Genomic DNA, 19406 nt, shown 5'->3' with positions numbered 1-19406 from the left:
ACCAGCACTTGATGGACTCGGCACAAGCTACTGAAATCAAAGAAAAAGAGGCGGAGCTACCCGCCGTCCCGGCGATTGCATCCAGCCCCGAGCGATTCATCAACCGGGAGCTCTCCTGGCTGCACTTCAACCGCCGGGTGCTCGAGGAATCGGTCAATACCGGCCATCCTGTGCTGGAGCGGGTCCGCTTCCTGTCGATTTCGGCGAATAACCTTGACGAGTTCTTCATGGTCCGCGTCGCCGGCATCAAGGCGCAGGTCCGCGAAGGCATTGCCGAGCGCAGCCCGGACGGCCTGCTGCCGGCCGAGCAGCTCGTGATGATCAACAAGACCGTCTCACAGCTCGCCTCCGACCAGCAGGCGATCTGGAGCGATCTGCGGACGATCCTGTCCAAGGTCGGCATCCAGCTGGTCGACGGGCGCGACGTCACCAAATCCGAACGCACCTGGATCGAAGATCACTTCCTCCACAACATCTTCCCGCTGCTGACGCCGCTGGCGATCGACCCGGCGCATCCCTTCCCGTTCATCCCGAACCTCGGCTTCACGGTGGCGCTGCAATTGTCGCGGATATCCGACGGCAAGGCGATGAACGCGCTGATCCGCATGCCCGGCAAGATCGACCGCTTCATCCGCCTTCCCTCCACGAAGGACGGCGGTCCGGCGCGGCTGATCACACTCGAGCAGGCCACTGGTCTGTTCATCGGCCGCCTGTTCCCCGGCTACACCGTCAAGGGCCAGGGCGCGTTTCGCATCATCAGGGACTCCGAACTCGAAATCGAGGAAGAAGCCGAGGACCTCGTTCGCCTGTTCGAGACGGCGCTGAAGCGCCGCCGGCGCGGATCGGTGATCCGGCTCGAGATCGAAGCCAAGATGCCGGAAGAGCTCCGCAGCTTCGTGCAGCACGCTCTGTCGGCGGCGGATGATGAAGTGATCCTGGTCGACGGCGTGCTGGCGATGAACGAGCTGTCGCAGCTGACCCGCCTCGATCGCCCGGACCTCGAATTCCCGCCCTATGTGCCGCGCCATCCCGAGCGGGTGCGCGACCATGGCGGCGATATCTTCGCCGCTATCCGGCAGAAGGACCTCGTGGTCCATCATCCCTACGAGTCCTTCGACGTCGTCGTGCAGTTCCTGCAGCAGGCTGCGCGTGACCCCGACGTCGTCGCGATCAAGCAGACACTCTACCGCACCTCGAACAACTCGCCGGTCGTGCGCGCGCTGGCGGATGCCGCCGAGGCCGGCAAGTCGGTGACCGCGCTGATCGAGTTGAAGGCGCGCTTCGACGAGGAGGCCAATATCCGCTGGGCGCGCGACCTCGAACGCGCCGGCGTGCAGGTCGTCTACGGGTTCATCGAACTGAAGACGCACGCCAAGCTGTCGATGGTGGTGCGCCGCGAGGGCGGAAATCTCACCACCTATGTGCACACCGGCACCGGCAACTATCATCCGGTCACCGCCCGCATCTACACCGACGTCTCCTACTTTACCTCGGACCCGATCATCGGCCGCGACGTCGCGCGGGTGTTCAACTACATCACCGGTTATGCCGAGCCGAGCGACATCGAGAAGATGGCGGTGTCGCCGCTCACATTGCGCAAGCGGATCATCGAGCACATCCACGGCGAGATCGCCCACGTCAAACATGGCCGGCCCGGCGCGATCTGGATGAAGATGAACGCGCTGGTCGATCCCGACATCATCGACGCCCTGTACGAGGCCTCGCAGGCCGGCGTCGCGATCGAGCTCGTGGTGCGCGGCATCTGCTGCCTGCGGCCGGGGCTGCCAGGATTGTCGGAGAATATTCGCGTCAAATCGGTGATCGGCCGGTTCCTGGAACACGGTCGGATCTATTGCTTCGGCATGGGTCAGGGCCTGCCGAGCACAAAAGCTGCTGTGTATATCTCGTCCGCCGACATGATGCCGCGGAACCTCGACCGCCGCGTCGAGGTTCTCTGTCCGCTGCAAAATCCCACGGTGCATCAGCAGGTTCTCGAACAGATCATGGTCGCGAACCTGAAGGACACCGAGCAGAGCTGGCAATTGTTGCCGGACGGGTCGTCAACGCGTATGAAGGCCGCGAAAGGCGAAGAGCCGTTCAACCTGCATGACTACTTCATGACAAATCCGAGTCTGTCCGGCCGTGGTAAGTCTCTCAAGGAATCTTCACCGCGCCGGCTCACGCGTCGTAACGAGCGTCAGCAGCCATCGTCTTAAGGGGGCTTTCCTGTGAAGCGGCCGCGGAAGCGCGCTTCCAGCGTCGCTGTGATCGATATCGGCTCGAACTCGGTTCGTCTCGTGGTCTACGAGGCGATGGCGCGCAGCCTCGTCACGATCTTCAACGAGAAGGCGCTGTGCGGGCTCGGACGCGAGGTGCAGAGCACCGGCCTGCTCGCGACCGATGCGGTCAACAAGGCGCTCACCGCGCTGCGTCGCTTTCGCGCGCTGTGCAGGATCCAGCAGGTCGGCCGCGTCTACGCGATCGCGACCGCGGCCTGCCGCGACGCCAAGAACGGTCCCGACTTCATCGCCAAGGCCGAGCGCATCTGCGGCGCCAAGATCGAGATTCTGTCCGGACCGCGTGAAGCGAAACTGTCCGCGCTCGGCGTCGTGTCGGGCGTGCACAATCCGAACGGCATCGTCGGCGATCTCGGCGGCGGCTCGCTCGAACTGATCGACGTCAAGGGCAACCGCGTGCGCAGCGGCGTGACGCTGCCGCTCGGCAGCCTCGCGCTGCAGGACCTCTCGGACAAATCGATCAAGCGCGCCGAACGCATCGTCAAGAACGAGCTGCTCGGCGTCGCCCAGCTCAAGACCGGGCGCGGCCGCACCTTCTACGCGGTCGGCGGCACCTGGCGCGCGCTGGCGCGCATTCACATCATCCAGAGCGGCTATCCGCTCAAGGTGATGCACGGCTACTCGATCCCGGCGGCCGACGCGCTCGACTTCGCGCAGCGGCTGCGGCGGCTGGCGGCCACCAACATGCTGGCCAACATCGAGTCGGTCGCCGATGCGCGGCGGCCGCTGCTGAGCTATGCCGCGCTCGTGCTGGAATACATCATCCGCGTCGCCCAGCCGAAGACCATCGTGTTCTCGACCTTCGGCGTGCGCGAGGGCCTACTCTACGAGATGCTGCCGCAGGCCGAGCGCGCCAAGGACGGGCTGGTCTGCGCCGCGCAGAACCTCAACGAATTGCTGTCGCGCTCGGCCCGCCACGCTCAGGAGTTGACGGCGTGGACCGACCGGCTGGTGCGCGTCGTCAGGCTGCGCGAGACCGAGGAAGACCGCAGGCTGCGTCACGTCGCCTGCCTGCTCTCCGACATCGGCTGGCGGGTGCATCCCGATCATCGCGGCGAGGAAACCCTCAGCCTGATCATGAACGGCAATTTCGGCTCGATCACCCATCAGGGGCGCGCCTTCGTCGCGCTCTCGGTGTTCTATCGCTACGCCGGCCTCAGCGAGGAAAACGAACCGCCGTCGCAGATCCGCGCGCTGGTGACGCCGGCGATGGACGAGCGCGCGCGCGTGCTCGGCGCCGCGTTCCGCGTCGCGCATCTGATCACGGCGGCGCGCACCGGCGTGCTGCCGGCAACCCATTTCCGCACCCAGGGCCGCAAGCTGATGCTGGTGTTCGAGCACCGGATGGTGGATCTGGTTGCCGACCGCGTCGGCAGCCGTTTCAAGCAGCTGGCACGGCTAGTCGGGCGCACCGGCTCGATCGTGCGGCGCTAACCCTGGTTCTATGACAGGCAGCGTTCGGTGAACCGGTGAACCGAAACGAGGACTTCGCCTTCCGTCACACGCCCGAGACGAGCTTCGCCGGACGTGTGTCGAAGCTCATCCGCAACAGCTCGACCTAAAATGGGCCTTGCATCAAGCGACTTGGGTGCCCGTCAGTCCGGCGATTTTCTTGAAATGAGCGACCGCAGCGCGGGCGCCCGCCGTCTTGGTGAGAAGGTCGAGCGTCTCATCACCGTCGTCGCTGACCGGCGTGAGCGCGCGGTCAAGATAGTTGCCGGCCCCCGGGGTGCAGGCGATGATCGTTTTCCAGATCAACAGCCGTCCGATCGCCACGGTGAGGAGGCTGTGCTTCACGAGCGTCTCCCAGCCAAAGCGCAGCCAGAACAGCCAGGGGTTCTCGCGCGGCAAGCCTGGTCGCCGCTCGGACGGATGCTTGAGGCGGAAAATCCCACCCTGAAGGGGATGTACCTTTTCGAGGCGATCCGTCGTCGAAAAAGTGAGTAGGTACTTTGCGAGATTGCCGATCGGAACGCCGGTTGCCGCGGCGCGTCGCAGCAGAACCTTCATGTGCTTTGGCGTATAATAGAGCTGCCAGGCCTCGTGATAGATGTCCTGCCACTCCTTCTTGCTCATCTTGGGATGGGCAGTACAGACGTGTTCGACATCGTAGCTGTTGAGGTCCGCTTCCATGGCTGTGCCGTTCTTCCAGAGCGTCTGGTGATCTTCAGAGCCGGGCAGCGGCGTCAGACAAAAGAACTCGAGAAGGTCGATCGGCAGTTCTTCCTGGATGATGGCGATGTCGCGCTTGATTGTCTCCGGCGTGTCGGCTGGAAAGCCCAGGATATAGCCCGCGATGGTCAAGATGCCCTGCTCCTTCCAGGCCAGCAGCATCTTCCGATACTCGGTGATCTTGTTCTGCCGCTTCTTCGCTAGCGCAAGATTGTCGGGGTTGATGTTTTCAAGTCCGATGAAGACCTTTGTTACTCCGGCGCGTTTTGCCTTTTCCATGAAGTTGGGGATCTTGTGGCATAACGTGTCGACCTGGATCATCAGGCCGAGCGGGATGCCGTCCTTTTCGCGGAGCTGGATGAGGCGATCGAAGGTCGATTCCCACTCTTTGTTGCGCGCAAAGTTGTCGTCGGTGATGAAGAATTTTCGAATGCCTTGGGCCCAGTTGAGGCGCACGATGTGCTCCACATCGTCGGCAGATCGGTAGCGCGATTTGCGGCCTTGCACGTTGATAATGGTACAAAACGAGCACTGGTAGGGGCAGCCGCGGCCGGCATCGAAACTGGCGCTGGAGCCAAGCGTCCGTTCGATATATCGCTTCGGGAGGAACGGCACCGGCACGCCGTCCATGCCCGGCAACTCTTTCATGTGGTTGTAGAGCGGCGCGAGGCGCCCCGCGGCTACGTCGGCAATGACGGATTCAAGACGCCCTTCGGCTTCACCCGCGAATATGGCGACGCCCATCTCCCGGCAAGCGTCGAGTTCCACGGCGCGGCCATCCAGCATCGACAGGCAACCCGAGACATGAAAACCACCGATGGCGACGGCAATCCCGGCTGCCCGGAACGAACGGGCGATGTCGAGGGCGCGCGGATATTGGTTCGATTGAACGCCGATCAGGGCCACACATCCGAAACCGCCGTGACTCCTGAAGCGGCTCAGGAGCGCCGGGATGTCGATGCGCGTATTGGTCTCGTCGATGGCTTCAATATCAAAATCGACATCGGGCCCGAGCACCCGGCGTTCGGCGCAATCCGCCGCAATGCCATACACGGCCGCCAGCGAATTCGACGGCGTCATGGCGCGCCACCATCGGATCACGTATCCGTCATCATCGTAGTGAGACGGCTTGACCAGGATGAGCTGAAAGCGTCGCCTCGCCGCTATATCGGATTGCAGCACTAACTGTCTCCTGGTTGGCACAGTGCTGAAAATAAACACCGCGGCGGCCCATCTGCTGAAATCCACATCAGCAGCGGCGCCCGGCATTCGGTGCCTTCTGATCTGTGCTTTCAGCTTTCATTTCGCCCTGCAGCCCGACCGATGAGTGTGAATTCGGATGGATCGAGATGCCCGTCGCAGTTGCGATCGGTCAGGGTAAGCAGCCGTGCAAGGTAACTCATCCATTCATCGCAGGTGTGGATGACGTTATGATTGGCGGCCCAGATGTCGGGTCATCTTTTGATGCCGCGGGCGTCGCCGCGAGCCGCAGGAACGGACTGTCCAGAAGCATCGCATGCAGTTCGGGCGGAATTAAGGGCAGATCCGATATCAGCGATGTGCCGTTACAAATCAGGGATCACCCATGGCAACGCCAAGGGTCTGACCCATCCACCGCTTGAGTTCTTCCGCGGGGAGTCTAACACCCAGCGGCCTTGTACCGGGCGACGTCGAGGACCGGACCAAGCGATCGCTCTTGGGCCTCTGCCCCGTCACGCCGCCTTGGCGGCGTGCTTGGCCTTCCGGACCGCGTGGCGGCGCCAGAGCGATCCCGCAACCAGCACAACGACGATGCCGAGCACCGCGAGCGTGATCTCGCCGCCGTTGCCGCCATGGCCGAATTGCGGCGACATCCCGACTGCGGCCAGCCAGGAATCGAGCTTGGCGCCGAGCGATCCGGCGAACAGCGCATCCAGCTTCGGATGCACCGCCGGATCGGTCGCGATGACGTCGCCCGCGATCCAGCCGAGCAGCGCGGCACCGGCCCAGACCAGGACCGGCAGCTTGTTGAGCAGCGCCATGATCAGCGCCGCGCCGGCCACGATCAGGGGAACGCTGATCGCAAGTCCGAGCACCAGCAGCGGAACGCTGCCGTTGGCGGCGGCGGCCACCGCGATCACATTGTCGAGGCTCATCACGATGTCGGCGACGACAACGATCTGAACCGCGGCCCACAGATGCGAGGCCGCATGCACGCTGTCCTCGTCCTCCTGCTCCGGCACCAAGAGCTTGGCGGCGATCACGATCAGCGCCAGTCCGCCGACCAGCTTCAGATATGGAAGCTCCATCAGGCTGGCGACGATGCCGGTGAAGATGACGCGCAGCAGCACCGCCGCGGCGGCGCCGAGAATCATGCCCCACAGCCGCTGGCGCGGCGCGAGCCCGCGGCAGGCGAGCGCGATCACGAGCGCGTTGTCGCCCGACAGCAGAACGTTGATCCAGATGATCTTGCCGACGGCGACCCAGAAGGTCGGCGTCGCCATCTCGTTCTTGAACTGGGTGAAGAACGCGCCGATGTACGCGGGATCAAAGATCTGCCACAGCCAGTCCACAGCGAGTCCTATTCGGCCTTGCGGCCGCCCCTGGCGGCGGTCGTCCGCCGCTCCCCGGTTTAGTTCGACACGGTCCCGTCAGAGGACCGTGCCCCTTCAGTTGGACGGCGTTAGCCGACGATCTCGTTGCCGGCAAAGAATTGCGCGATCTCGATCACCGCGGTCTCCGGCGCATCCGAACCGTGCACCGAATTCTCGCCGATCGACTTCGCATAGAGCTTGCGGATGGTGCCCTCGGCGGCCTTCGACGGATCGGTCGCGCCCATCACGTCGCGATATCTGGGGATCGCGCCCTCGCCTTCCAGCACCTGAACCACCACCGGGCCCGAGGTCATGAAGTCGACCAGCTCGCCGAAGAACGGGCGCGCCTTGTGAACGGCGTAGAAGGTCTCGGCCTGGCCTCGGGTCATGCGGATGCGCTTCTGCGCCACGACCCGCAAGCCCGCCTTTTCGATCACTGCATTGACCGCGCCGGTCAGGTTGCGCTCGGTGGCGTCGGGCTTGATGATCGAAAAGGTGCGTTCAATCGCCATGATTTCGTCCTTGTAAACGGTGGCTGGGAGTTGCCGGGGCTTATATCGGCGCGATGGGGTGACGGCAAGCGACCCTGTGACGCGTTAGCCTTTAGTTTTGACGCATTTTCGCAACGAAAACCGTCATCTGGGCGGTCCCCGGACGGACGCAGGTTCGGCCGACTTACCGCGATTTCACCTAGGTGAACCCATTCTGTCAGCGTCGTGCCGCTGTCGTTCAGCTCACCCCGCCTAGGCTCTCCATCGATCGGACGCCTTGCCGGCCCACCCGCAAGCCTCACAGGACGTCTCGGGAAACGATGTCACCGCGGGCGCATCACGCGCCCATACCTCGAGGAGACGATCATGTTACGCAAAATTTCGCTTGCCGCAGTCGCCGCGGTTTCGCTCGGTGCCGCGGCGCTCGCCCCGACCTCCGCTTCCGCCTGGGGTGGTTGGCATGGCGGCGGGCACGGTGGATGGCACCACGGCTGGTGGGGCGGACCGCGCGTCATCGTCGGAGGTCCCGCCTACTACGGTGGTTATGGCTACGGTGGCGGCTGCTATGTCCGCCGCGTGGTGCCGACGCCTTGGGGACCGCGCTGGCGCCTGGTCAACCGCTGCTACTGATCTGACCGACTTCCCCTATGCTCCCTGACTTGCCTCGCCCCGGCCCTGCGCCGGGGCTTTTTTCACGTCTAGGGGAACCCGCCGCCCTGTGACGGGCCGCACTACTTCCAGGCGAGAGCAAGGGGGCGGGAAACCAAATTCGGGGTCGCGACTTGTCATGACAAGGATTTACTCGAACACGCGAGGTGGAACTCGCCGAAAGACGTGCCATGACAATGACCCAGATCGACAACGATCCCGATCAGATCGATCACAAGACCTGCCGTTACATCTGCGATGCCGTGGGCGAACGGCTTCAGCAGAATATCCGGCCGGAGCCGGCGCTTTCGTCCCGCCTGCAGCGATTGCTCGACGAGATGCGTCGACGGGAAAACGATCAGCATTAGATGTTGGGGGCTGTCCAGCAGCCCAGTTGCGCTTTTCCAACAGCTCCCCCAAGAGACTTTACGAAGAGATTTTACGAACAGATGGGTTGCGTTTGGCAGCGCGTCCGGTGACAACGCTGCATGCTCTCCATCACTGACATCTCGGTCCGGATCGCCGGACGGCTGTTGATTGATCACAGTTCTGTGCAAATTGTGCCCGGCGCGCGGGTCGGATTTGTCGGCCGCAACGGCGTCGGCAAGTCGACGCTGTTTCATGCCATCCGCGGTGACCTTCCGGTCGAGAGCGGCAGCATCGCGCTGCCGCCGCGCTGGCGGATCGGCAGCCTCGCGCAAGAGGCGCCCGACGGCCCCGAAAGCCTGATCAATGTCGTGCTGAAGGCCGATCTCGAACGCGACGCGCTGCTGCGCGAGGCGGAGACTGCGCACGATCCGCATCGGATTGCCGATATCCAGACCCGGCTGGTCGACATCGACGCCCATTCGGCTCCCGCCCGCGCCGCGGCGATCCTCTCCGGCCTCGGCTTCTCGACCGCCGACCAGGCACGGCCATGCGCGGAATTTTCCGGTGGCTGGCGCATGCGCGTGGCGCTGGCGGCGACGCTGTTCTCCGCGCCCGATCTGCTGCTGCTGGACGAACCGACCAACTATCTCGATCTCGAAGGCACGTTGTGGCTGGAGAACCACCTCGCCACCTATCCGCGCACCGTGATCGTGATCAGCCACGACCGCGATCTGCTGGACACCTCGGTCGATCAGATCCTGCACCTCGATCGCGGCAAGCTGACGCTCTACAAGGGCACCTATTCCTCGTTCGAGGAGCAGCGCGCCTCGCGCGAATTGCTCGACGCCAAGCACGCCAAGCGGCAGGCCGACGAGCGCAAGCGCCTGCAGGATTTCGTCGACCGCTTCAAGGCCAAGGCCTCCAAGGCGCGGCAGGCGCAGTCGCGCGTCAAGATGCTGGAGCGGATGAAGCCGATCACCGCGCTGGTGACCCAGGATGTTCGCGAGATCTCGTTTCCGGCGCCGGAGAAGCTGCTGTCGCCGCCGATCATTGCGGTCGATGACGTCTCGGTCGGCTACGAGCCCGGCAAGCCGGTGCTCAACCGCGTGACGCTGCGCGTCGACACCGATGACCGCATCGCGCTGCTCGGCTCCAACGGCAACGGCAAGTCGACGCTGGTCAAACTGCTGGCGGGCAAGCTCGCGCCGTTCTCGGGGAGAATCACCAAGGCAGACAAGCTGTCGGTCGGCTATTTCGCCCAGCATCAGGTCGACGAGCTCAATCTCGACGGCTCGCCCTATGATCACATCCGCAAGCTGATGCCCGAAGCGCCGGAGAGTAAGGTGCGCGGTCGCGTCGGCGCGATCGGTTTCTCAGGCAAGGCCGGCGACACGCTGGTGAGGAGCCTGTCGGGCGGCGAGAAGGCGCGGCTGCTGCTTGGGCTTGCGACGTTCTACGGCCCGAACATGATCATCCTGGACGAGCCGACCAACCATCTCGATATCGATAGCCGCGCCGCGCTGGCGGAGGCGATCAACGACTTCCCCGGCGCCGTGATGATGGTCTCTCACGATCGCTATCTGATCGAGGCCTGCGCCGACCGATTGTGGGTCGTGGCCAACCAGACCGTGACCACCTATGACGGCGATCTCGACGAATACCGCCGCATGATCCTGTCGGCCAATGATGGCCGGCCGGCATCACGTGAGCGCGTCAAGGAGCCGGCGAGGCCCGAACGCAACCGCAATGACAAGCGCTCTTCGCCGAGGCAACGGATCGCGCAGGCCGAGGCCGAGATCGAGCGCATCAACGGCATCATTGCCAAGATCGATACCGCGCTGGCGCTGCCCGATATTTTTACGCGCGATCCCAAGCAGGCCGCACAGCTGACCAAGGCGCGCGCCGGCGCCGAAAGCGCTTTGCAGCGCGCCGAGGAAGAGTGGCTGGAAGCCAGCGCCGCACTTGACGAGGCCGCGAGCTAGATTGCGATGAAACATCAGGGCCGTTTCGGCCGGACCACAGCGCCTGCCGATCCGGCGAACCGCGCTAGCCGTGCGCGGTCTTTTTCTTCTTCGGCTTGACTGCCTTCGGCTCCGGCGCGGGATCCGGGCCACGCTCGACCGACGTCAGACGCCCTGAGTTGAACGTATAGATACCGGCGCGCGCGCCGCGCGACCAGGTCACGACGGCGACGCGCTCGCCGCCCGGCCCGCTCGACAAGTTCACACTGTCGGGGGCACCGATGCCACGCACGACGTCGCATTCGGTGTGACCCAGCGCGACGCTGCCGCCCGACGGCTGCGGCGGCGGTGCCGCTGCAGCACCGTCGGCCAGCGCGTTCGCACCGGCGGCTCCGGCAGGCGGCGCCATGCCCGGACAGCCTCCGTCAGCAGTGACGAGATCGTCGTTGGTCACCGGCTTGTCGGGCGTCAGCGGCGGCGATTCGATCGAGATGTTGCGGATGAACACCCGTCCGGGACGCGAAAACCAGTCCGCGTCGCGCGAAAAAATGTCGGATGCGCTTGAGCAGCCGGCAAGACCCGGCGCAAGTACCAGCAAGGCCAGCAGCGACTTCCGACTGAATGTTCCGTCTCGCACGATCGACAAGGCTCCTGACCCCTTTACCTAAGGGCTTGTCCGAACATCACTTTGCGGCATGACCGTGACCCGCCCAGGAAACCCCGAAGGAAACCTCGAATTATCATTAATTCGTCGATATCGCTATTGGCGGCGCTGCCAGCGCCCCCGCTCATCGGTCTGCCAATAGGTGACCTCGAAGCCGCGGGCTTTGCAAGCGGTCCAGCTTTCCCTGGCTGAAGCCAGCGCGTCGGGGTCGTCACCGTTGAACACGAGCACCACCCGCTCATAGCTGTCGCAGTCGGCCGGGAGCGCCGCATTGTCGACCAGGAAACGGACATTGGCCCGGTTCGGGTTGCCCTCCTCGATCGACAGGATGATCGGCTGGTCCTGCGCGTCGGCGACGCGCAAGGTCGCGTGCGGCAGGAATGAATCGTCGCTGTAGGTCCACAAATGCGCGTCGAGCGTCTCGGCGCGCTCCTGCGACGTCGATTGCACCACCACGCGCCAGCCGCGCTCGAGTGACTTCTCGAGCAGCGGCGGCAGCACGCTTTCCAGCGTCATGTTCTGCAGATGGTAGAACAGAACCTCGGTCATGCGGCGGCCGACACTTTATTTCCTGGCCTCATAATACTCGGAGACCAGCCGCTCGAGCAGCCGGACGCCATAACCCGACCCCCAACTCTGATTGATCTCGGTCTTCGGCGCGCCCATCGCGGTGCCGGCGATGTCGAGATGGGCCCAGGGCGTGCCGTCGACGAAACGCTGCAGGAATTGCGCGGCCGTGATCGAGCCGCCATTGCGCCCGCCGGTGTTCTTCATGTCGGCGAATTGCGAGTCGATCTGCTTGTCGTATTCGGGACCGAGCGGCATGCGCCACACTTTCTCGCCGGTCTCGATACCGACCTTGGCCAGGCGCTCGGCGAGTTCGTCATTGTTGGAGAACATTCCGGCGTGGTCGGTGCCGAGCGCGACCATGATGGCGCCGGTCAGCGTTGCGAGATCGACCATGAATTTCGGCTTGAACTTCCTGGCGACGTACCAGAGCACGTCGGCGAGCACGAGGCGCCCCTCGGCGTCGGTGTTGATGATCTCGATGGTCTGGCCCGACATCGAGGTGACGATGTCGCCGGGACGCTGCGCATTGCCGTCGGGCATGTTCTCGACGAGGCCGATGGCGCCGACCGCGTTGACGCGGGCCTTGCGCGCCGCGAGCGCGTGCATCAGCCCGACCACGCAGGCTGCGCCGCCCATATCACCCTTCATATCCTCCATGCCGCCGGCCGACTTAATGGAGATGCCGCCGGTGTCGAAGCAGACGCCCTTGCCGACGAACGCGACCGGCGCCTCGCTCTTCTTGCCGCCGTTCCAGCGCATGATCACGGTGCGGCCGGGCCGCGCCGATCCCTGCGCGACGCCGAGCAGCGCGCCCATGCCGAGCTTGGTCATCGCCTTGACGTCGAGCACCTCGACACTGACGCCGAGCTTGCGAAGCTGGCTCGCGCGGCGCGCGAACTCTTCGGGGTACAGCACATTCGGCGGCTCGTTGACGAGCTCACGCGCCAGGTTCACGCCGTCGACAATGGAGGCTTCAGGCGCGAAGGCCTTCCTGGCGGCAGCAACATCGTCGACCGCGATCGAGACATCGGCCCGCACGGCGCCGTCCTCGTCCTTCCTCCTGGTCTTGTAGCGGTCGAACTTGTAGGCGCGCAGGCGGATGCCGGTGGCGATCGCCGCCGCCTGGCCAGCCGCCATCGCGGCATCGGGCAGTTCGGCGAAGACGGTCATCGCAGCGCTGCCGGCGTTGAGCTTGCCGGTCGCCACACCGCCGAATTTGAGAAAATCCTTCTCCTTGAGGTCGGCCGGCTTGCCGGTGCCGATCACGATCAGCCGCTCGATCTTGATTCCCTCTGGCGCCAGGATGTCGAGCGTTGCCCCGCTCTTGCCCTTGAACTGGTTGGCGGCCGCGGCCCGCTTCACCGTCTCGGCGGCAGCTCCCAGCGCCTTCCGGGTGGCGGCTCCCAGCTTCAACTGCTCGTCGCAAAAGACCACCAGAATGCCGCGAGCAGACGCGGAGAATGGGACAAAGCCGACCTTGACGGCGTCGGACATAGGAAAATCCTCCAGAACTCAGGGTGTTGCTCGGACCTGAGACGGTCCTTCCGGCACGCGGGGTGAGCATTGCGATAGCGGTCCGGACTGCCCCGGACCGGGCTTGTGACACACTATGGCCTGTCGGCCGCGCTGCTGCCAAGCGCCGGCGTGGCCGGAAGGTCACAAAAGCGAATAATTAACCATAAATTAAGCGTGCCTTGGCTCGGCCATTTTGTTGATGGATCAAAGGGATGGTAGTCAGAGTGTGAGCCGGACGGATCCGCGGCTCGACCAAAGGGGAACCCGGGTTGACGGGATTGGTCGAAAGCCGTGCGTTTTGGCGTGCGAAGGGGGTCGTGGGGGTCGTGCGGTAGCGATGGGGTCGATCGACAAGTACATTTTCAAAACGACGCTGGCGTCGTTTGCGCTTGTCCTGGTCAGCCTCACCGGCGTGATCTGGATTACGCAGGCGTTGCGCGGCATCGACCTGATGACGAGCCAGGGTCAGACCATCCTGACCTTCCTCGGCATCACCGGTCTCGTGATCCCGGCCCTGGTCCTGATCATCGCCCCGATCGCGCTGATGATCGCGATCTCCCACACGCTGAACAAGCTCGCGACCGATTCCGAAATCATCGTGATGAACGCGGCGGGCTTCTCGCCATTCCGGCTGTTCCGGCCGTTCTTCTTTGCCACCTGCGTTGTCGCGGCGCTGGTCGCCTTCATCGGCGCCTATCTCGCCCCCGACGGCATGCGCCGAATCAAGCAGTGGGATGCCGAGATCACCGCCGACGTGCTGACCAACATCCTGCAGCCCGGCCGCTTCGCCCAACTCGACCAGAATCTGACGATTCGGATCCGCGAGCGCCTGCCCGGCGGCGTGCTCGGCGGCGTCTTCGTCGACGACCGCCGCGATCCGCAGCAGCGCGTCACCATCGTTGCCGACCACGGCACCGTGCTGAAGAACGAGAGCGGCTCGTATCTCGTGCTGGAGGACGGCAATCTCGAGCGATTCGAAGTCGGCAAGCGCGATCCGACGCTGGTGGTGTTTCAGCGCTACGCCTTCGACATGTCGAAATTCTCGCAGGGCCGCGACGTCACGCTCGGGATTCGCGAACGGTACCTCTGGGAACTGATGTGGCCCGACGAGAACGATCAGACCTATCAACAGCTGTCGGGCCAGTTCTTCGCCGAGCTGCATGATCGCTTCATGGCGCCGATCTATCCGTTCGCATTCGCTGCCCTCACCTTTGCCTTCCTCGGCGCGCCGCGCACCACGCGCCAAAGCCGCAATTTCTCGATCGGCGGCTCGGTGTTCGCGGTGTTCGGGCTGCGCATGGTCGGATTCGCCTGCTCGGTCGTGGCGGTGAAGACGCCGCTGGCGGCACTCGTGCAGTATCTGATGCTGTTCGGCGGCATCGGCATCGGCATCTGGATGATCGTCGGCGGTGTGGTCGTCGAGCCGCCGGCCGCGCTGATGGAAGCGATCAACAGGAACAACGAGCGCATTGCGCGCCTCTTCCGGAGGCCGGCAACCGCATGAGCATAGTGACAAACACGCTCGGGCGTTACTTCGCCGGCCGCTTCGTCGTCGCGGCGGTGGGCGTGTTCGCGGGCATCTTCGTGCTGCTCGTGCTGGTCGATTATATCGAGATGGTCCGCAAGACGTCGGGCCTCGTCGGGGCCTCCGCGATCACGGTCGCGGAGACCTCGCTGTTTCGCGTGCCGCAACTGCTCGAGAAGCTGATGCCGTTCTGCGTGCTGATCGGCGCGATGACCTGCTATCTCGCTTTGTCGCGGCGGCTCGAGCTCGTGGTGGCGCGCGCCGCCGGCGTCTCGGCCTGGCAGTTCATCTCGCCGGCGCTGGTCAGTGCGATCGTGCTCGGCGTCTTCGCGACCACGGCCTACAATCCGGTATCGGCCAATCTGCGCGAGCTCTCCAAGCGGATGGAAGCCGAGCTGTTCGGCTCGGCGCCGGGCGGCGGCATCCAGGATGCGGCCGGCTTCTGGCTGAACCAGATCAACGACGAGGGTCAGGCGATCATCAATGCCGCCCGCAGCGAGCAGCAGGGCGTCCGGCTGACCGGCCTCACCGTGTTTCGATTCGACACTGCGCTGCAGTTCAAGGAGCGAATCGAAGCTCGCGAAGCGGCGCTCGAAGAGGGGCGCTGGGTGTTCAAGGGCGTACGCAGATACACCCTCGACAAGCCTCCGCAGGACCAGGACACCTTCTACCTGACCACCACTCTTACTCCGGCACAGGTGCGCAACAGTTTCTCGACCCCCGAAACTGTGTCCTTTTGGCAACTGCCGACCTACATCCGTTCGTCGGAGAGTTCAGGGTTCGCGACGGCGGGCTATCGCTTGCAGTATCAAAAGCTCATCGCGCAGCCATTTTTGCTGGCTGCGATGGTGATGTTGGCGGCTTCTGTGAGCCTTCGTTTCTTCCGGATGGGCGGCGTGCAGAAGATGGTTTTGAGTGGCGTGGGCGCAGGCTTTCTGCTCTACGTTCTGTCGAAAGTAACTGAAGATTTGAGCAAGGCTGAGTTGATGCATCCCATCGCTGCGGCGTGGTTGCCTGTCGTTGTGGGTAGCCTCACCGGCTTCTTAGCCTTGCTGTACCAGGAGGACGGGTAGTGGCTACCGTCGCCGCCCGCCAGTTGATGTCGCCTGCATTCGGGCGGCGCAGTGCCCTGCGCCGTCAACGGAGCCGCGTGGCCGCGTTTGGCGCCGCCATCTCCGCCCTCCTCACCGCGTTCGTCGTGGTCGGCGCGCTCGACATAGTCGTGGCGACGCCGGCGCACGCGCAGGCCTTCACCTACAATCCGCGTCCGCCGAAGCCGACCCGCCCGCCGGCCAAGAACGACGGGCAGATGCTCGTTCAGGCGACCGAGGTCGATTACGACTACAACAACAGCCGCATCTCGGCCGTCGGCAACGTGCAGATGTTCTACAACGGCACCAGCGTGGAGGCCGACAAGGTCATCTACGACCAGAAGACCAAGCGTCTTCATGCCGAAGGCAACATCCGCATGACCGATGCGGAAGGCAAGATCACCTACGCCAACATCATGGATCTCAGCGACGACTACCGCGACGGTTTCGTCGATTCGCTGCGCGTCGATACTGAAGACCAGACCCGGATGGCAGCGACCCGCGCCGATCGGTCCAGCGGCAATTACACGGTGTTCGACAACGGCGTTTATACCGCCTGCGCGCCCTGTAAGGATGATCCGAAGAAGCCGCCGCTCTGGCAGGTCAAGGGCGCGCGCATCATCCATGACCAGACCGAGAAGATGCTCTATTTCGAGAACGCCCAGATCGAGTTCTTCGGCGTTCCGATGGCGTATCTGCCCTTTTTCTCGACGCCCGATCCGACCGTGAAGCGCAAGAGCGGCTTCCTGATGCCGGGCTTCACCTCGTACACGGCCTTCGGCTACGGCGTCGAAATCCCCTATTATTGGGCGATCGCGCCTGACATGGACGCCACCTTCAATCCGCGCATCACGTCGCGGCAGGGCGTGCTGTTCCAGAGCGAATTCCGCCAGCGTCTGTCGAGCGGCTCCTATCAGGTCCGGCTATATGGCATCGACCAGCTCGATCAAGGCGCCTTTACCGGCCAGCCCGGCGATCGCCAATTCCGCTGGGGCGTCGACACCAAGGGCCAGTTCGCGCTGAACGACAAATGGGTCTGGGGCTGGGACGGCGTGGTGCTGTCCGACTACTTCTTCATGTCCGACTACCGGCTCGCCCAGTACAAGGACCCGTTCGGATCGTTCCTGTCGCTGCCCACCGAGGCGATCTCGCAGCTCTATCTGACCGGTGTCGGCAACCGCAGCTACTTTGACGCGCGCGCGATCTACTACCTCAGCTACTCGGGCAACCAGAACCAGGTGCCCGTGGTCGCCCCTGTCATCGACTACAACAACGTGATCAACAGCCCGATCCTGGGTGGCGAAGTCAGCTACAAGATGAACTTCGTCAACCTGACCCGCGAAACCGCGGTGTTCGATCCGATCACGACGATCGCCAACACCGCTGGCCTGTGCAGTTTGACGTCCGCCGATCCGCTGGCCCGGACGCCGTCGCAGTGCCTGCTGCGCGGCATGCCGGGCACCTACACCAGGCTGACGGCCGAGGCGCAGTGGCGCAAGTCCTACACCGACCCGCTCGGCCAGATCTGGACGCCGTTCGCCAGCATCCGCGCCGACGCCATCAACGCCGACGTCTCGAACCAGCCGGGCGTTTCCAACTTCCTGCCGGTCGGCGACACCCAGACGGTCCGCGTGATGCCGACCGTCGGCTTCGAATACCGCTACCCGTTCATCAATGTGCAGCCGTGGGGCACGACCACCGTCGAGCCGATTGCGCAGGTCATCATCCGGCCCAACGAGCCTGATGCCGGCAAGCTGCCGAACGAGGATGCACAGAGCCTGGTGTTCGACACCAGCAACCTGTTCGCGGTCGACAAGTTCTCCGGCTACGACCGCGTCGAAGGCGGCAGCCGCGCCAATGTCGGCGTGCAGGCCACCACGCAGTTCGATCGCGGCGGCAGCGTCAAGACGATGTTCGGGCAGTCCTACCAGATGTTCGGGCTGAATTCGTTCGCGGTCACCGATATGACCAACACCGGCGTCGACTCCGGCTTGCAGAACCCGCGCTCGGATTATGTCGCAAGCGTCGCCTATTCGCCGAACCGCACCTATACGTTCAGCGTGCGCTCGCGGATGGACGAGGCAACCTGGAACATCAACCGGTTCGAGGCCACGGCAAGCGCGAATTTCGACCGCTGGTCAGTCGCCGTCACGTACGGCGATTATGCAGCGCAGCCGGAACTCGGCTACCTGACGCGCCGCGAAGGCATTCTCACCAGTGGATCAGTCAAGGTGGCGTCGAACTGGGTGGTTCAGGGCGCGGCCCGCTGGGACCTTGAAGCGAACAAAATCAACCAGTATGCGTTCGGCGCGGGCTATGTGGACGACTGCTTCGTGCTGGCGGCCAACTATGTCACTTCCTATACCTATCAGGCGGGCTCGACGCCGCCCGTCCTCAGCCACGCGTTCATGTTCCAGATCGGCCTGCGGACGATCGCGCAAACCTCCACGACCAGCAGTTCGGCTGGCGTGCAGTAGCGAGCGAGGGTACTGGCGAAGGGCTTGGCAAGGGGCTTGAATTGCCCGGGGGCCTGTGGCTCCAGCTTGAATTGGTTTAAACGGCTGACATGACAATAATGACGACTGCTAGCCCGCCGACGCGCCGCCATTCCCTGTTGTTGAGTTCCGTGCTGGCGCTTGCCCTCCTGCTGGGAGGCGCTGCGCGATTGCACGCCCAGACCATCGCCGTGATGGTCAATGGCGAACCCATCACCAATTACGACATCGAGATGCGCGCCAAGCTGAACGCCCTCACCGGCGGCAAGGCCCCCGATCGAAAGGCCGTCCTCGACGATCTGATCGATGAGAAGCTGAAGATCAAGGAAGCCAAGAAATTTGGCGTCGATCCCTCCGCCAACGATATCGAACAGTCGTACGGCGGAATGGCGCAGCGGATGCGGCTTTCGAACGATCAGCTCACCAAGGTGCTGGAGAGCAAGGGCATCCGCCCGGATACGCTGAAACAGCGCATCAGGGCCGACATGGTCTGGACCAGCCTGGTCCGCGGCCGCTTCAAGGAAAGCCTGCAGGTCGGCGAAAAGGACGTGGCCAACGCGGTCAAGGAGACCGGAGAAGCCACCGACGCCGAAGCGTTCGAATACAGGATGCAGCCGGTCGTCCTGATCATCCCCCGCGGCGCGCCGCAGTCGGAGTTCGAGGGCCGCCGCAAGGAAGCGGAGAGCCTGCGCGAGCGCGTGACCTCTTGCGAGGAGGCCAACACCTCCTTCAAGTCGATGCGCAACGCCGCGATCCGCGAAATCGTCGTGAAGACCTCGGCCGACCTGCCGCAGGCGCTGCGCGACATTCTGGACAAGACCCCGGTCGGCCACCTCACCCCTCCTGAGGTCACCAAGCAGGGCATCGAAATGGTCGCGCTCTGCGGCAGGAAGGCAACCACCGTGGACACGCCGAAGAAGCGTGAGGTGCGGGACAAGATGTACGTGCAGAAGTACGAGGCGAAGTCGAAGGCCTATCTGCAGGAAGTCCGAAAAGCCGCGATGATCGAATACCCAGGCGGACGATGATCGACTA

Annotated in this window: 15 protein-coding genes; 9 read left to right on the top strand and 6 right to left on the bottom strand. The window is 63.8% G+C overall.

The features are described 5' to 3' along the window. Positions 1-11: 11 nt before the first annotated feature. Together WDM24_RS17990 and ppx are read left to right on the top strand one after the other, a co-directional pair. A complete protein-coding gene (locus WDM24_RS17990; RefSeq protein ID WP_338831961.1) occupies positions 12-2216 on the top strand; it encodes an RNA degradosome polyphosphate kinase in 2205 nt (734 codons plus the stop codon). Between the two features lie 12 nt (positions 2217-2228). Continuing rightward, entirely contained in the window at positions 2229-3731 is a 1503-nt protein-coding gene (gene ppx, locus WDM24_RS17985) for an exopolyphosphatase (protein ID WP_166296174.1), read from the top strand. Positions 3732-3872: 141 nt separating this feature from the next. On the opposite strand, the gene WDM24_RS17980 is transcribed toward ppx, so the two are convergent. The 3 genes from WDM24_RS17980 to ndk form a co-directional block, all read right to left on the bottom strand. Beyond that, the gene (locus tag WDM24_RS17980) at positions 3873-5738 is read right to left on the bottom strand and encodes a radical SAM protein (RefSeq protein WP_338831960.1); all 1866 of its coding nucleotides are present in this window, start codon (positions 5736-5738) and stop codon (positions 3873-3875) included. Between the two features lie 443 nt (positions 5739-6181). Then, complete coding sequence (locus WDM24_RS17975) at positions 6182-7021, bottom strand: TerC family protein (RefSeq protein WP_166296177.1); 840 nt, start codon at positions 7019-7021, stop codon at positions 6182-6184. 110 nt (positions 7022-7131) lie between these two features. Beyond that, the gene (gene ndk, locus WDM24_RS17970) at positions 7132-7554 is read right to left on the bottom strand and encodes a nucleoside-diphosphate kinase (protein WP_166296180.1); all 423 of its coding nucleotides are present in this window, start codon (positions 7552-7554) and stop codon (positions 7132-7134) included. 345 nt (positions 7555-7899) lie between these two features. Between ndk and WDM24_RS17965 the strand changes: the two genes are divergently transcribed. From WDM24_RS17965 to WDM24_RS17955, 3 genes are all read left to right on the top strand, one after another. Next, on the top strand, positions 7900-8163 hold the full coding sequence (locus tag WDM24_RS17965; protein ID WP_166296182.1) for a sulfur globule protein precursor: 264 nt from the start codon (positions 7900-7902) through the stop codon (positions 8161-8163). 215 nt (positions 8164-8378) lie between these two features. Then, positions 8379-8549 carry a hypothetical protein gene (locus WDM24_RS17960; protein ID WP_338700260.1) on the top strand — a complete coding sequence of 57 codons (171 nt, stop codon included), beginning with the start codon at positions 8379-8381 and terminating at the stop codon, positions 8547-8549. A gap of 120 nt (positions 8550-8669) precedes the next feature. Beyond that, a complete protein-coding gene (locus WDM24_RS17955; protein WP_338831959.1) occupies positions 8670-10532 on the top strand; it encodes an ABC-F family ATP-binding cassette domain-containing protein in 1863 nt (620 codons plus the stop codon). 64 nt (positions 10533-10596) lie between these two features. On the opposite strand, the gene WDM24_RS17950 is transcribed toward WDM24_RS17955, so the two are convergent. The 3 genes from WDM24_RS17950 to WDM24_RS17940 form a co-directional block, all read right to left on the bottom strand. After that, positions 10597-11157, bottom strand: coding sequence for a hypothetical protein (locus WDM24_RS17950; RefSeq protein ID WP_175619289.1), 561 nt, complete (start codon positions 11155-11157; stop codon positions 10597-10599). 114 nt (positions 11158-11271) lie between these two features. Continuing rightward, on the bottom strand, positions 11272-11724 hold the full coding sequence (locus WDM24_RS17945; RefSeq protein ID WP_338831958.1) for a DNA polymerase III subunit chi: 453 nt from the start codon (positions 11722-11724) through the stop codon (positions 11272-11274). A gap of 15 nt (positions 11725-11739) precedes the next feature. Beyond that, positions 11740-13239, bottom strand: a complete 1500-nt coding sequence (locus tag WDM24_RS17940) for a leucyl aminopeptidase (RefSeq protein ID WP_338831957.1) — start codon at positions 13237-13239, stop codon at positions 11740-11742. A gap of 358 nt (positions 13240-13597) precedes the next feature. On the opposite strand from WDM24_RS17940, the gene lptF reads away from it, so the two are divergent. The 4 genes from lptF (at position 13598) to WDM24_RS17920 (ending at position 19399) form a co-directional block, all read left to right on the top strand. Continuing rightward, positions 13598-14764, top strand: coding sequence for an LPS export ABC transporter permease LptF (lptF, locus tag WDM24_RS17935; protein ID WP_166296191.1), 1167 nt, complete (start codon positions 13598-13600; stop codon positions 14762-14764). Next, positions 14761-15858 carry an LPS export ABC transporter permease LptG gene (lptG, locus tag WDM24_RS17930; protein WP_029082294.1) on the top strand — a complete coding sequence of 366 codons (1098 nt, stop codon included), beginning with the start codon at positions 14761-14763 and terminating at the stop codon, positions 15856-15858. The genes lptF and lptG overlap by 4 nt, the downstream gene beginning before the upstream one ends. A gap of 26 nt (positions 15859-15884) precedes the next feature. Continuing rightward, complete coding sequence (locus WDM24_RS17925; RefSeq protein WP_338832399.1) at positions 15885-18353, top strand: LPS-assembly protein LptD; 2469 nt, start codon at positions 15885-15887, stop codon at positions 18351-18353. 98 nt (positions 18354-18451) lie between these two features. Beyond that, entirely contained in the window at positions 18452-19399 is a 948-nt protein-coding gene (locus tag WDM24_RS17920; protein ID WP_166296194.1) for a SurA N-terminal domain-containing protein, read from the top strand. The last annotated feature ends 7 nt before the right edge of the window (positions 19400-19406 follow it).

Origin of the sequence: Bradyrhizobium sp. 27S5 (assembly GCF_037217225.1) — a bacterium.
GTDB lineage: Bacteria > Pseudomonadota > Alphaproteobacteria > Rhizobiales > Xanthobacteraceae > Bradyrhizobium > Bradyrhizobium septentrionale.
The sequence above is the reverse complement of the archived record's forward strand: the minus strand, read 5'-3'. Positions and strand labels throughout refer to the sequence as shown.

Coding starts and splice junctions, on each gene's coding strand:
- WDM24_RS17990 (WP_338831961.1), top strand. CDS start 12: ATGGACTCGGCACAAGCTACTGAAATCAAAGAAAAAGAGGCGGAGCTA.
- WDM24_RS17980 (WP_338831960.1), bottom strand. CDS start 5,738: ATGCCGGGCGCCGCTGCTGATGTGGATTTCAGCAGATGGGCCGCCGCG.
- ndk (WP_166296180.1), bottom strand. CDS start 7,554: ATGGCGATTGAACGCACCTTTTCGATCATCAAGCCCGACGCCACCGAG.
- WDM24_RS17965 (WP_166296182.1), top strand. CDS start 7,900: ATGTTACGCAAAATTTCGCTTGCCGCAGTCGCCGCGGTTTCGCTCGGT.
- WDM24_RS17960 (WP_338700260.1), top strand. CDS start 8,379: ATGACCCAGATCGACAACGATCCCGATCAGATCGATCACAAGACCTGC.
- WDM24_RS17955 (WP_338831959.1), top strand. CDS start 8,670: ATGCTCTCCATCACTGACATCTCGGTCCGGATCGCCGGACGGCTGTTG.
- WDM24_RS17945 (WP_338831958.1), bottom strand. CDS start 11,724: ATGACCGAGGTTCTGTTCTACCATCTGCAGAACATGACGCTGGAAAGC.
- WDM24_RS17940 (WP_338831957.1), bottom strand. CDS start 13,239: ATGTCCGACGCCGTCAAGGTCGGCTTTGTCCCATTCTCCGCGTCTGCT.
- lptF (WP_166296191.1), top strand. CDS start 13,598: ATGGGGTCGATCGACAAGTACATTTTCAAAACGACGCTGGCGTCGTTT.
- lptG (WP_029082294.1), top strand. CDS start 14,761: ATGAGCATAGTGACAAACACGCTCGGGCGTTACTTCGCCGGCCGCTTC.
- WDM24_RS17925 (WP_338832399.1), top strand. CDS start 15,885: ATGTCGCCTGCATTCGGGCGGCGCAGTGCCCTGCGCCGTCAACGGAGC.
- WDM24_RS17920 (WP_166296194.1), top strand. CDS start 18,452: ATGACGACTGCTAGCCCGCCGACGCGCCGCCATTCCCTGTTGTTGAGT.